Source organism: Brevibacillus reuszeri, assembly GCF_002897295.1.
GTDB classification, from domain to species: domain Bacteria; phylum Bacillota; class Bacilli; order Brevibacillales; family Brevibacillaceae; genus Brevibacillus; species Brevibacillus reuszeri_A.
The window spans coordinates 170,951-183,536 of record NZ_BEXF01000012.1 but is presented as its reverse complement, the minus strand read 5'-3'; the positions used below and the strand labels follow the sequence as shown (position 1 = coordinate 183,536).

The 12,586-nt window shown below is 48.5% G+C and carries 10 protein-coding genes and 1 rRNA gene; 7 read left to right on the top strand and 4 right to left on the bottom strand.

Features of this window, described 5'->3' with window-relative positions; genetic code table 11:
- From C3B52_RS20070 to C3B52_RS20050, 5 genes are all read left to right on the top strand, one after another.
- Window positions 1-231: ribosomal RNA gene (locus C3B52_RS20070) — 23S ribosomal RNA — on the top strand; the annotation flags it as partial.
- Between the two features lie 287 nt (window positions 232-518).
- The gene (locus C3B52_RS20065) at window positions 519-1,193 is read left to right on the top strand and encodes a response regulator transcription factor (RefSeq protein WP_103108177.1); all 675 of its coding nucleotides are present in this window, start codon (window positions 519-521) and stop codon (window positions 1,191-1,193) included.
- The gene (locus C3B52_RS20060; protein ID WP_103108176.1) at window positions 1,193-2,485 is read left to right on the top strand and encodes a sensor histidine kinase; all 1,293 of its coding nucleotides are present in this window, start codon (window positions 1,193-1,195) and stop codon (window positions 2,483-2,485) included. Before C3B52_RS20065 ends, C3B52_RS20060 begins: the two co-directional genes overlap by 1 nt.
- A gap of 141 nt (window positions 2,486-2,626) precedes the next feature.
- Window positions 2,627-2,914 carry a HesB/YadR/YfhF family protein gene (locus C3B52_RS20055; RefSeq protein WP_103108175.1) on the top strand — a complete coding sequence of 96 codons (288 nt, stop codon included), beginning with the start codon at window positions 2,627-2,629 and terminating at the stop codon, window positions 2,912-2,914.
- A 151-nt stretch (window positions 2,915-3,065) separates the two neighbouring features.
- Entirely contained in the window at window positions 3,066-3,971 is a 906-nt protein-coding gene (locus C3B52_RS20050) for a hypothetical protein (RefSeq protein ID WP_103108174.1), read from the top strand.
- 60 nt (window positions 3,972-4,031) lie between these two features.
- On the opposite strand, the gene menC is transcribed toward C3B52_RS20050, so the two are convergent.
- The 4 genes from menC to C3B52_RS20030 all read right to left on the bottom strand — a co-directional run bounded on the left by menC (window position 4,032) and on the right by C3B52_RS20030 (window position 10,045).
- Complete coding sequence (menC, locus tag C3B52_RS20045) at window positions 4,032-5,180, bottom strand: o-succinylbenzoate synthase (RefSeq protein WP_103108173.1); 1,149 nt, start codon at window positions 5,178-5,180, stop codon at window positions 4,032-4,034.
- Window positions 5,181-5,235: 55 nt separating this feature from the next.
- Window positions 5,236-6,378, bottom strand: a complete 1,143-nt coding sequence (locus C3B52_RS20040; RefSeq protein WP_103108172.1) for a M20 peptidase aminoacylase family protein — start codon at window positions 6,376-6,378, stop codon at window positions 5,236-5,238.
- A gap of 43 nt (window positions 6,379-6,421) precedes the next feature.
- The gene (locus tag C3B52_RS20035) at window positions 6,422-7,843 is read right to left on the bottom strand and encodes a YfcC family protein (protein ID WP_103108171.1); all 1,422 of its coding nucleotides are present in this window, start codon (window positions 7,841-7,843) and stop codon (window positions 6,422-6,424) included.
- A gap of 180 nt (window positions 7,844-8,023) precedes the next feature.
- Window positions 8,024-10,045, bottom strand: a complete 2,022-nt coding sequence (locus tag C3B52_RS20030; RefSeq protein ID WP_103108170.1) for a sigma-54 interaction domain-containing protein — start codon at window positions 10,043-10,045, stop codon at window positions 8,024-8,026.
- Window positions 10,046-10,210: 165 nt separating this feature from the next.
- On the opposite strand from C3B52_RS20030, the gene C3B52_RS20025 reads away from it, so the two are divergent.
- Complete coding sequence (locus C3B52_RS20025) at window positions 10,211-10,882, top strand: LytTR family DNA-binding domain-containing protein (RefSeq protein ID WP_103108169.1); 672 nt, start codon at window positions 10,211-10,213, stop codon at window positions 10,880-10,882.
- 142 nt (window positions 10,883-11,024) lie between these two features.
- Window positions 11,025-12,536: an acetyl-CoA hydrolase/transferase family protein gene (locus tag C3B52_RS20020; protein WP_103108168.1), complete on the top strand. Its 1,512-nt coding sequence runs from the start codon at window positions 11,025-11,027 to the stop codon at window positions 12,534-12,536.
- Window positions 12,537-12,586 lie beyond the last annotated feature (50 nt).

Sequence of the window (12,586 nt, the reverse complement as noted above, 5' to 3'; positions counted from 1 at the left end):
GGATGGACGCACCGCTGGTGCACCAGTTGTCACGCCAGTGGCACAGCTGGGTAGCTATGTGCGGAAGGGATAAGCGCTGAAAGCATCTAAGCGTGAAGCCCCCTCCAAGATGAGACTTCCCACAGCGTAAGCTGGTAAGACCCCTCATAGACGATGAGGTTGATAGGTTCGGTGTGGAAGCGTGGTAACACGTGGAGCTGACGAATACTAATCGGTCGAGGACTTATCCACACACTCTTAGCAAGCATGCGTATTCAGTTTTGAAGGAATGAAGCGAAAAGCTGTATTCACGATTACTTGAAAAAGTAATGGCGAATACAGCTTTTTTGTTGTAGCCTGTTCTGTTCTCAAATCTGAATCCAAAAAAGTTATGCTCTAATGTGAATATCGATAAGTATGCCTGTTCTGTTTACTTTTTTCCAGTCAGCTTGCTCTCATTGTGATTTTTGGCATCTATGCTATGCTGAATCTGAGCTCCTGGAACAGGTAGTTTTTTTAAACGAAAGAGGGATAACCATATGTTAATTCTTGCAGTCGAGGATGAACAAGCTCTGCTTCAGGCGATTGCTGGAGTGCTGACGGATGAAGGCTATCAAGTAGATACAGCCGAGCGCGGGGATGATGGACTTCTGCTTGCGCAGCGGGGTATCTATGATCTATTAGTGCTCGATATTATGATGCCCGGAATGGATGGAATGACGCTGGTTAAAACCTTGCGTGCCAAGGGCATTATGACACCTGTGCTATTTTTGACGGCAAAAGATAGCGTCCAAGCCAGGGTGGAAGGTCTGGATGCGGGTGCAGATGATTATTTGGTAAAGCCCTTTGCGACGGAGGAATTAACTGCGCGGGTACGGGCACTTTTGCGACGTCATGGTAAAACAGGAGCCGAGGGAGAAATGGCTTACGGGCCAATTGCTCTAAAAATAAATGAGTACGATGGTTTTGTTGACGATGAACCGATGAAGCTCACGACAAAGGAGTTCGAGCTGTTAAAGTACTTTTTGCAAAATCGGGAGCAAATCTTAACGCGTCAGCAAATATTCGATCGGGTGTGGGGAATTGATTCTGATGCGAACTACGGGGTGGTAGATCTATATGTTCACTATCTGCGCAAAAAGCTGGGTCCTCATGAAGGCTTTATCCGAACCATCCGCAATGTGGGTTACATTTTGAAAAAGGATGAACGGTAATGTTTCAAAAAACCAGAATTCGTCTGGTGACATTGAATGTCATTGTTGTATTTCTGTTATTGAACGGTTTGGGAAGCGCCGTCTACTATACGATGCAGTATCGCTTGTACTCGCAGGTAGATCGCGAGCTGGAAAAGGTGACCGAGCGACTCATCCTAGATCCGCTGCCGCGCCTTCAACGGGTAAATGAGGATGCCTTTCCCTACAATCGTCAGGAGCGAAAGAAATTTGGGGAGTTGGAGCGCAGATATGTCCTGCTCGTTTGGGATGGATCAGGCGAGGTAATGGGTACAGCTTTCGGAGAGCGTTTGGAGCCGGAGGATTTCCCTGGGTTTCGCCACATGGGTCAGCCTGATGGGATAGAAACGCTTTCTGTGAACGGACAAGTTTATCGCGTACAGACGGTCACGATGCCCAAAAAAGTCATTGTCGGGAACAGACCCCAAGTATCGAGCCAATTTCAGTTGATCTACAATCTGGAGCAAGAACAAAAAATGCTGAGCAGCTTGTTGTATGTAGTCGTAATTGGCGGTGCCGTCAGCATCGTTATCGCGATGGTGGTTGGCCTGTTCCTCGCGAGAAGGGCACTCGTTCCGATTCAGGTCTCGTGGGAAAAACAACAGCAATTCATTGCTGACGCTTCGCATGAGCTGAGAACGCCCTTGGCGGCGATTCTTGTTAATTTAGAGCGGCTATTCCGTTATCCAGACCATACGATTGAGCAGGAAAGTGAAAAAATCATGGTCGGGATGCAGGAGACGCGGCGCTTGAGCAAGCTTGTCTCCGATTTATTGACGCTGGCTCGCAGTGATTCGAATGAGCTGCAAATCATGCCGCAAAAGTTTAGGTTGGACGAAATTGTCCAAAAATGTACCCAAGTCTTTACTCAGCTCGCCATCGTGAAAGAAATCAGCTTGGAAACGGAAATTGAGCAGCCATTGGAAATGGATGGAGATGAAGAGCGACTGCATCAGCTGCTTGTCATCTTACTGGATAATGCGCTGAAGTACACGAATGAGCACGGCAAGATTTTTGTCTCCTGTAAACGGGAAGGACAGCGTGTCGTTGTGCTTGTAAAAGATACAGGGATAGGAATTCCCAAGGAGGATATTCCTTATTTGTTTGACCGTTTTTATCGGGTGGACAAGATGCGCTCCCGATCTACAGAAGGGACAGGGTTAGGGCTGTCCATTGCGAAGTGGATTGTAGATGCGCATCATGGGAAAATACAGGTGAGTAGTGAGGAAGGGATAGGAACCAGTTTTTTGGTTACACTTCCGATGAGGCAATAAGGATAAAAGAAGGTGGCCGATTTCCGATAAAAAAGGGATCGGTTATTTTTACTTCCTTTGTAACAGTTTATTATACTTTCTTACTTTACATATTTAGAAAGTGATGTAAACTACAAATGTAGAGAAAGGAGTGGCGCTTCTATGAAACTTACAGTAACTTCAGCAGCTCTCGCATGGTTTCGAGAGGAGTGGGGATGTCAGGAGGGAGACAGCATCCGCTTTTTCGTCCGTTACGGAGGCGTTAGCACGGTACAGGACTCGTTTTCCATGGGAATCGCAAAAGAACAACCAAATGAAGCAGGACTCTCCACAGTAGTAGATGGAATTACCTTTTATATGGAACAGGACGAGCTGTGGTACATGAATGGCAAAGGCTTGTTAGTCGATTACCTGCCTGCTACAGACGAAGTCGTTTTTAAGCTTGATTAAGAAAATCATATCATGCTCATGAGCTAAGAAACTCCGAAGATGCATCGGAGTTTTTTATTTTTGAAACGGATTTATTTTATATTTTATACTTAACAAACCAAAAAGTTTATTATATGATAACGATAAGCAACTGGAAAAAGGAGGATGAGTGATGAGACTGTTGGATACGTATGTAGAGCTTGGTGTAGTGGCAATGGCGCGTGCTGCCACGGCGGGATGGTTCGGGGGACATTATGGGGCAGCGCTGCTTGCCGGCTATTACATGAATCAGGAGCATGAATTGCCGGAGCATGTCAAAGCTGGCATTGAGCGAACCTGTGAAGCGTATCGCGCCCAGCAACCAGACTGGTTTTTACCAATCGATGAAGACGAGGCACCTGACGCCACTCTGTTAGATCAAGTCGTTGCCGGACTGGAAGACAATGTTGCACAGCTACGCACCTCTGGGCATGGCTTGGCGCTAGGAGTACTTGCCCTGAAGGCGCTGAGAGAGCGACCAGATTTGATCAGACCCAGTATAGTAGATGGATTAGTCAAGCTGCTAAAAGCGACGACAGAGGATAGGCAAACCCGTTACTGGGGAATTGCAAACTATTTTGAAATAACAGAGGCAGAAATAGATGGCATTGAGCCGTATCATACCACATTCGAGATGGCTGAGCGGGCATTTGATGAACTGCATACAGTCATACCGGGGCGTGTCATTGATGGGCTGCGCTATCATTTTGCCGGAGAGGTCGTTCACAGCGTCACCCATGCACAAGCATTGACTGATTTAGAGCGGTTCGGATACGGGGAGCTAGTGACGCCTGGCATACGCAATCATCGTGTGCAGATGTATCTCAATAGACAGATACCTGACTATGTGTTGGAGGATGAGGTCAAGGAACCTGCCTTTGCAAACATTTTTTCACCTGTATTTTGGGAAAAGACGTACAGCGACCCGCACGCTCTGAAGCTGCCCTACGCGGCTCTTGATCTACTCAAGCGTTTGCCTGTTGAAAAAAGGGCAGCAGCAGAGCGGAATTTATGCAAGCTATTGACGATTATGGACTAGGGCAGGGAGCAAGCAAAAGAAAGAGGAGGCCAATATAGGCTCTCCTCTTTTTTCACTGAATCAATAGTTCGGTATGACAGTCGTCGTCGATTCACGATTGGCAAAATAGCTTTTGTGCTCCACGAGCGCATCTAAAATCGCCTGCTCATTAATGCCAAAGCCTATGCCTGGTGCTGTTGGGACGTCCAAAACGCCTGGTGCAGCAAAATCGATCATCGGTGTCACAATGTCTTGGACAAAGTAACGATTCGATGGAGAAGTATCTCCTGCGATCGTGAAGTTGCCAAGTGACGCCATCGCGATATTGTGAGCGCGGCCAATACCGGCTTCCAGCATACCGCCACACCATACCGGAATGCTGCGCTCTGCACACAGGTCATGAATCTTCTTGGCATCTGTCAGACCGCCTACACGACCGATTTTGATGTTGATGATGCGGCAGCTGCCCAGCTCAATCGCTTTGCGTGCGTCTTCTACCGTATGGATACTTTCGTCGAGGCAGATCGGTGTCTTCAGCTCACGTTGCAGTGTCGCATGGTCGATGATATCGTCATGGGCCAAAGGCTGCTCGATCATGATCAGTCCAAAGTCATCCAACGCTTTTAGCATCTCCATATCTTTCAACGTATAGGCGGAGTTGGCGTCTGCCATCAAAGGTACATCTGGTCCGAATGTATGACGGATGGCGCGCATCGGTTCTACATCAAAGCCAGGCTTGATCTTCACCTTGATTTTCTTGTAGCCGTCACGGATGAAGCCATCTACGCGTTGCAGCAGCTTTTCGATTGTGGGCTCAATTCCGATACTGACGCCCACATCAATGGTAGAGCGAGTGCCACCCAATGCTTGAGAGAGGGAGACGCCGTTCTTTTTCGCGTACAAGTCCCAGACAGCCCCTTCAAGCGCTGCTTTGGCCATATGATTACGGCGCATCCAGGAGAACAGGCGAGATACGTCATCAGGGTGCTCAATCTCACGAGAGAACAGCTGGGGGATCAAATACTTCTCCAGCATGTACCATACAGTGTCCACATCTTCTTCGTTGTAGACAGGGACATCCATCGCAACGCTTTCTCCAAAACCGACATGACCATCACTGTAGGCGCGAACGAGGATACATTCTTTGTGGGTTTCGATTCCCATGCTGGTTTCAAAAGGCGAATTCAGCGGTATCTTGATTCTTTGCAGATCAACGCGTTCGATTTTCATGTCCATATCTCCTCAACAATGGGATGGGTGTTGGCAGTGAACCTTGAAGGCAAACCTACTTGGTACCGTATCGTTCAAAGGTGGTGAGTACCGCTCTTGTCAAAATTTCAATTCCGTCAAGCAAAGCTGATTTTTCAAAAGTCATCTGTGGATGATGTAGACCAGGAGCGAGGCCACAGCCCAGACCGAGCATCGTTGCCCGCAAATGCGGGCGTTCCTTGGTGTAGTAATGGAAATCTTCTGCACCAGGTGTTTGGATAGGCGGCTGGAGCTGCTCGGCTCCCAAAGTCTTGGTGATGGCATCAGCCATAATCACACGCGCTTCTTCATTTACCTCGGCTGCATATACCCGCTCTGTAATATCATAAGTCAGATTGACCCCATAGAGCTGGGAAACCTGCGTGAGGATATGCTCTACCTTGGCAAAGAGAGCGTGCATGATTTCGTTTGTTTGAGCGCGCAGATCAAGCAGGAACTGCGCGGAGCCAGGAATGATGTTGGAGTTTTTTCCACCTGCACTCAGCTGCGTCATTTTGACAGAGTAAGGGACGAGTGGGTCCAAATGAATTCCTTTGAGCTGCTCGACGATGGTAGACACGACCTCAATCGCATTGACCCCAAGATGGGGACGTGCGCCGTGAGCATCGTCTCCTTTAATTTGACCGGCAATCGTACCTGCCGCCCCATGCAAAATGGCAGAGGCAGCTGTACCGTTAGGGATTTCCTGTACAGGACGCAGATGGACACCATACAAATAGTCGACATCGTCCACGACCTTTTTATTTACGAGCGCCAAAGCGCCATTTCCGCTTTCCTCAGCAGGCTGAAAGATCAGCTTCAATCTGCCGGGCAGCTCGATGTTTCTCGCTTGCAGAACCATAAGAACGCCTAGAACCATCGTCATGTGAGCATCATGACCACATGAGTGATTCGCTTGAAACACGCCGTTTACTTCCTGCCATAATGCATCCATGTCGGCGCGGACACCGACTGTCAACGAGCCTGGAGTGTTACTTCCCCATTCTGCAACAACCCCAGGTACATCCTCAAACGTAGTGACACGGCAGTTGTATTTCTGCAAAAGCTCGGCCACATACGCGGTCGTTTGCACCTCTTGCCAGCTTATTTCTGGATGCTGGTGCAAGTATTCGTACAGTGAAAAAATAGTGGGCTGCAATTGTTCGATAGTTGTGCGCATGGTTCCTCCAAATCTTGTTTACCGATGAGAATGCTTCTGTATTTTAGGAAACGCCGATGATGACGGCAACGATCAGGGCAACGCAGGCGATGACTGCCCATCCCAAGAGCAATTTCCAAATGAATTTAACCCATTTCTCGTACGGAATGCCTGCTACAGCCAAGTATCCCATCAGTGCAGAGGACGTAGGGATAATGGAGTTGGTTACAGCATCACCGTATTGGAAGGCGAGTACAGCGATTTGACGTTGGATGCCCAAGAGGTCAGAGATCGGTACCATGATCGGCATAGTTGTAGCTGCTTGTCCACTGCCAGACGAAATAAAGAGATTCAGTACTGCTTGAATCAGGAACATGGCAATGACGTTTACAGCGTCAGGCAGATGCCCGATAGCCGAGGTCAAGCCGTTAATCATCGTATCGATAATTTTTCCGTCTTCCAAAACAACCGTAATGGCACGGGCAAAACCAACGATCAGGGCTCCAAACGTAACTGCTTTTGCGCCAGCGACAAAGGAGTCAAACAGGCTGTTGACGGAGAGACCACCGACGAGACCGGCAACCAGACCCATGATCAAGAACGAAGCGGTCAGCTCAGTCAGGAACCATTCGTATTTGAATACACCGTAGACGTTCATCGCGAGTCCACAAACCATAACCAAAAAGACGAGCTTGTGACGAGCATTCAGATCAGGGATGTCTACTTCTACATTTTCGGTACTGGTCTGTTTTTCGATTGCGTAGATTACACTTTTGGTTGGATCAGCTTTTACGCGGTACGCATACCGCATGACATACCAGATCGCAAAAGCGAGAACGAATACATAGACAACTGCACGGAAGGCGAGACCAGAGAACAATGGCAACTGGGCTAGAGACTGGGCGACACCTACCGTAAACGGATTGAGCATACCTCCCATGAAGCCGCTCGCTGCCCCCATGGTAATCATCGCAGTACCTGTTACGGCGTCAAAGCCCATAGCACGTGCCAAGGCGATTCCGATTGGAACGAAAATGATGCTTTCCTCAGCCATCCCCATCGTAAAGCCACCGATAGAGAAGAGGAACATGGAAGCGGGGATTAAAAGCTTTTCCCTACCCTCTAAATGTCGAACCCCTTTGTTAATACCGGCCTCGATTGCTCCGGTCTGACGGATGATTCCAAATACACCGCTGACGATAAAAATGTAAAAGATGATTTGTGAGCCTTTTTGCATCCCGTCTGGAATGGCTTTAAACATGTCGAAAAATCCGACTGGACTGCTTTCTACTTCATGATAGCTACCATTTACAACGATGGTTTTACCGGAAGCGGCGTCCTTGACGCGTTCGAACTCTCCTGTCGGCAAGACATAGGATGCTAACGCTGCCAAAATAATGATGATAAAGAGAATGGCATAAGTGTGTGGCACAGAAAAACGTTTCTTAGCAGGTGTTGTCTGCTCAGATGAATGTTGTGTAGCCATGAGGTCACCTCGCTTTTTTTCGGAATATACAAGCAAGGGGCGTGCCAACTGTCGAAATGTAGCGAAATAAGGCACTTTTCTTGGATTTGAGGATGTAAGCGGATACGCCCATCTGTTTTTTAGGAATGTTTATTAGGTTTTATTCAGCCTAATACAGCCTAATATTCGTTTCTCTTGCCCTCAAATCCGCCCGTGTTGACGCAGCACCTCAATTCCTTCTCGAGTAATCGTGGTTCCTTGGCGGGTCGTGCCTGATTGCACCAGGTTTTGCTGCTCCAGATGCTTCAGCTTGTTGCGAAGGGCACTCTCTGTCCAGCCTGTAGCTTTTAGAGCCGGGGAATGCGCAAGCTGATAGCGTCCCACTGGTTTGTTTGCTGTGTAGTATTGATACAGACAAGAAAGAATATCCAAGTCCCGATCATCCGCGATGGTCACAGGAATTTCATGTGCGGTCTTGCGGAATACGCGATCAATGAGTCGTTTAGGCAGATCGTGCATATTGATCACAGGCTGTTCGGATACGGTAATGGCGTAATCCACGACATTTTTCAGCTCGCGAATGTTTCCTCGCCAATCGTGACTGAGCAGCAGCTCCATGACTTCAGGTGACCAGGTTTTCCGTATGCCCTGCTTATCCAGATGGTCTTGTATGAGCAGGGGAAGGTCGCTGATTCGCTCACGCAGCGATGGGATTTCAATCGGCAGAACAGCCAGGCGATAAAACAGGTCTTCGCGGAATTGCCCCTGTGAGACAGCATCCTCCAGATCGCGGTTGGTCGCTGCAACTACGCGACAATCAACAGAGAGTACCCCGGTTCCGCCTACGCGAATGACTTGCTTTTCCTGTAGCACGCGGAGCAGCTTTACTTGAATCGAGGGAGATATATCTCCGACCTCATCGAGGAAAATGGTCCCGCCGTCCGCTTGCTCAAACACGCCTGGCTTACCACCTTTTCGTGCGCCAGTGAATGCTCCGTCCTCATATCCGAACAGCTCGCTCTCAAGCAGGTTTTCCGGCAGAGAGGCGCAGTTGATCGCGACAAATGGGCCGTTTTTCCGCAGAGAGTGCTGATGAATGGCGTGGGCAAACAGCTCTTTACCTGTTCCGTTTTCTCCGAGCAGGAGTATGGTCTGGTTGTTTTTGGCCATCTTTTTGCTCAGTTCAATGGCGTGAGTCAATCGCTCACTTTCCCCTTTTATATCAGAAAACGAATAGGTGGCCGTGTGACCGCGTAAGGTGAGCTGGGTACGCAAGCGCTGAATTTCCGTGACGTCTTTAAACGTACAGACAAATCCCAGATGCTCCTGGCTCCCGCGAATACTTTGGCCGCTAACAATAAATTGCCGACCGTCGATGGTGACCAGCGTATCTTCCTGCCCCTCATGCTCGAAAAATGGGGTCAGCAGGTCGTGTTCTTTGAGCAGGGTGTAAGAGCGCCCGATGATGGAAGTGTCCTGTGGACAAAACAACTCCACGGCGACGTCATTAATGAAAGTAATCAGTCCATCCTCATTGCAGGCAATAACGGGATCTTTGACCGCCTGAAAAGTAGATTGGAGCTGACTGTTCAGCTTTTGGACTTCAGCGTAGGAGGTGCCAAGCATTTTGGCCAGCTCCGACATTTCTACGATGAACTTGGACAAGTATTCGCGTTCCCATTCGATTGGCACACCTACTTTGCGTCCCGTATCGATTAGGTCGTGAATGCTAATTTTGCGAAACCCGAGGTCAATGATTTCAACATGTGGGGGCAGTGGTACATCAGGCACGCTCATGATAATGGCGTATGTGTTTGCATCATCAAACGTACAACCTGGATGAAAAGGAATATAGTTCAAGTGATCAATATTGGCTTCTAAAAGATTATCGATTACTTCCTGGGCACTGACAGGCGAGTTGTTCATCACCGGTACCGTCGTTCCCGGAGGTATTTGCATCAAGGCTTTAATTTTGCGCAGCTCAAAAAAGCGATTCAATACCGTAATCGGGACCTCATCGGCTGATGCTTGACGCGCGATGGTATAGAGAAGCGGTGACTTGGAGGTGATGAAGATGTGTGCGGCTCCTCGCAGGTCTGGAATGTGCTCATAGCTGACATAGCCGATTACACGACAGTATGGCTCCAAATAAGCCCGCAGTTCTTTTAACAAAAATTCAAGTGTGTCTATCGCATTTGCAATCACAACGATGGTGTTGTTCATGAGGCACCGCCTTTACTAGGAACAATTGCTTTCATGATAGCACAACAAGTGACTTTGAACGGGACAATTCCTGTGTATATGGTTGGTAAGACAAGGATTGATCAGAGGGTACCTATCTATGGTTTAATAGAAGAAAAGAGAGAAAAAGGAGCAGGGGGAGTCTTCATGGAAGACACATTGGTTCCAGAAGTGTTGCAAATGATTGGTGAAGTTGTTCCTGAAGGAGTATCCGTTGCCATTTCAGATGGCTCAAAATACCTTTACTACCAGCCAAGCTCAACGGTAGATTTGAAAATCGTTCCGGGTGATCAGGTGCCGATTGGCTCTGCTACACATCGGGCATTGAATGAAATGGGGAAAGTGGGTCATCAAGTCGAGAGTCGCGTCTTTGGTGTGCCTTATTATGGATTGTCCTTGCCGCTCGTTCGACATGGACAGGTGATGGGGTGTATCACCGCGATTTATCCTGTGCAAACGATGCCTCTAGTAAATCCCGAACCACGCCTTCCGTTTTTGATCGGCAAAGGGGAGGATGGCTGGCTGCCAATTCCACTGAATGAGATCGTGTACATCAGCTCGAACGAAGGGAAAACGCTTTTGCATACAGCAAGCGGTACGTTCGCCAACAAGTACAGTATGGCTGAGCTGGAGTACATGCTTCCATCGGAGCGGTTTGTGCGCTGTCATCGTTCTTATTTCGTCAATATGGAATCCATCGGCTTTATCCATCCGCATTTTCACTCGACGTTTATGCTGGAGATGAAGGATAAGCAAAAAACGCGTGTGCCTGTCAGTCAGACCTATGCCAGCGCTTTTCGGCAACTGCTTGGCTTTTGATTAGTCATCTAGTGAGAACGATTCGCTGTCAAAAATGCTACTTCGCCGCATAAATATTCTGCTTTACCCAAAATCGAGTGCCCGCTCAGAATTCATGTGATAGTGTATAGGACAACAAAGAATTGGCAGGGGGGTCACAATGATGTGGGAGCGCTTACGCGATAAACGAATGGCAGATAAAATCGTGACAGCTGAGGTAGCAGCGGGCTTTATCGAGGATGGCATGACGATCGGGTTAAGTGGCTTCACGCGTGCTGGTGATGCCAAGGTAGTTACACTCGCATTAGCGGAGTTAGCCAAAAAAGAGAACAAGCCTTTCGGGGTGAACGTATATACAGGAGCTTCACTCGGGTCTGACGTGGATGCAGTCATGGCTGAAGCAGGAATCATCATGAAGCGTCTTCCTTTCCAGGCAGACCCGGTGATGCGCAAAAAAATTAATGATGGCAGCCTGATGTTTGTGGATCAGCATCTGTCCCACACCGCGGAGTTAATCCGTGAAGGAGTCATGGCACCGATTGATTACGCGGTTGTGGAAGCGGTTGCAATTACTGAGGATGGCATGATTATTCCTTCTACTTCTGTAGGGAATTCGAATATTTTCGTTGAGTATGCCAAGCATGTCATTATCGAATTGAATCTGGCTCAATCGCCTGAGCTGGAGGGCGTTCACGATATTTACACGCCAGCCAGACAAGGAGAGCGTGGACCAATCCCACTCACCACTGTGGATCAGCGGATCGGAACCGTAGGTATTCCTGTTGATATCGAAAAAATTAAAGGAATCGTGATAACCAATCAACTGGATTCGCCTTCGACGATTGCGGAGCCAGATGAGGAAACGGCCCAAATCGCAGCTCACTTGATCGAGTTTTTGCGCTTGGAAGTGAAGCAAGGGCGATTGCCAAATAGCCTCGCTCCACTGCAATCCGGGATCGGCTCGGTTGCCAATGCTGTATTCAACGGATTTATGGAATCGGAATTTACCGATCTGACTGTTTTTTCTGAAGTGCTGCAGGATGCGGTGTTCGACTTGCTGGATGCAGGGAAAATTTCTTTTGCTTCGGGCTGTTCGATCACGCTCACAGCAGACAAGATGAAGCAAGTGATGGACAACTTCTCTTCCTATCGTGACAAGCTGATGCTTCGTCCGCAGGAGATCACCAACCATCCGGAGCTAATTCGTCGCATGGGCTTGATCTCGATTAATACCGCAATCGAAGCCGATATTTATGGCAACGTCAATTCAACTAACGTTTCTGGTACAAAAATGATGAACGGAATTGGAGGCTCTGGCGATTTCGCTCGCAATGCACGACTAGGCATCTTTGTCACCAAGTCGATTGCCAAGGGTGGAAAAGTATCCAGTATCGTACCGTTTGCGTCCCACGTGGACCATACAGAGCATGATGTGGATATCATCGTGACCGAGCAGGGGCTTGCTGATCTGCGTGGACTGGCTCCTCGTGAGCGCGCACTGAAGATCATCGACAACTGTGCTCATCCGCTTTATCGTGATCAGCTGCGTGCCTATTACGCGGAAGCACTCACTCGCGGAGGACATACTCCGCATGTATTGGAGAAAGCTTTTTCCTGGCACGTACGTTATGCACAGGAAGGAACGATGCTGGAGCAAGAACCAGCTCTCGTATAAATAGAACAGATGAAGAACCCGCCAGGCTGTCTGTTGCCTTGGCGGGTTTG

Excerpts from the sequence above, each read along its gene's own strand:
- C3B52_RS20065 (WP_103108177.1), top strand. The coding sequence starts at position 519 with ATGTTAATTCTTGCAGTCGAGGATGAACAAGCTCTGCTTCAGGCGATT.
- C3B52_RS20060 (WP_103108176.1), top strand. The coding sequence starts at position 1,193 with ATGTTTCAAAAAACCAGAATTCGTCTGGTGACATTGAATGTCATTGTT.
- C3B52_RS20055 (WP_103108175.1), top strand. The coding sequence starts at position 2,627 with ATGAAACTTACAGTAACTTCAGCAGCTCTCGCATGGTTTCGAGAGGAG.
- C3B52_RS20050 (WP_103108174.1), top strand. The coding sequence starts at position 3,066 with ATGAGACTGTTGGATACGTATGTAGAGCTTGGTGTAGTGGCAATGGCG.
- menC (WP_103108173.1), bottom strand. The coding sequence starts at position 5,180 with ATGAAAATCGAACGCGTTGATCTGCAAAGAATCAAGATACCGCTGAAT.
- C3B52_RS20040 (WP_103108172.1), bottom strand. The coding sequence starts at position 6,378 with ATGCGCACAACTATCGAACAATTGCAGCCCACTATTTTTTCACTGTAC.
- C3B52_RS20035 (WP_103108171.1), bottom strand. The coding sequence starts at position 7,843 with ATGGCTACACAACATTCATCTGAGCAGACAACACCTGCTAAGAAACGT.
- C3B52_RS20030 (WP_103108170.1), bottom strand. The coding sequence starts at position 10,045 with ATGAACAACACCATCGTTGTGATTGCAAATGCGATAGACACACTTGAA.
- C3B52_RS20025 (WP_103108169.1), top strand. The coding sequence starts at position 10,211 with ATGGAAGACACATTGGTTCCAGAAGTGTTGCAAATGATTGGTGAAGTT.
- C3B52_RS20020 (WP_103108168.1), top strand. The coding sequence starts at position 11,025 with ATGTGGGAGCGCTTACGCGATAAACGAATGGCAGATAAAATCGTGACA.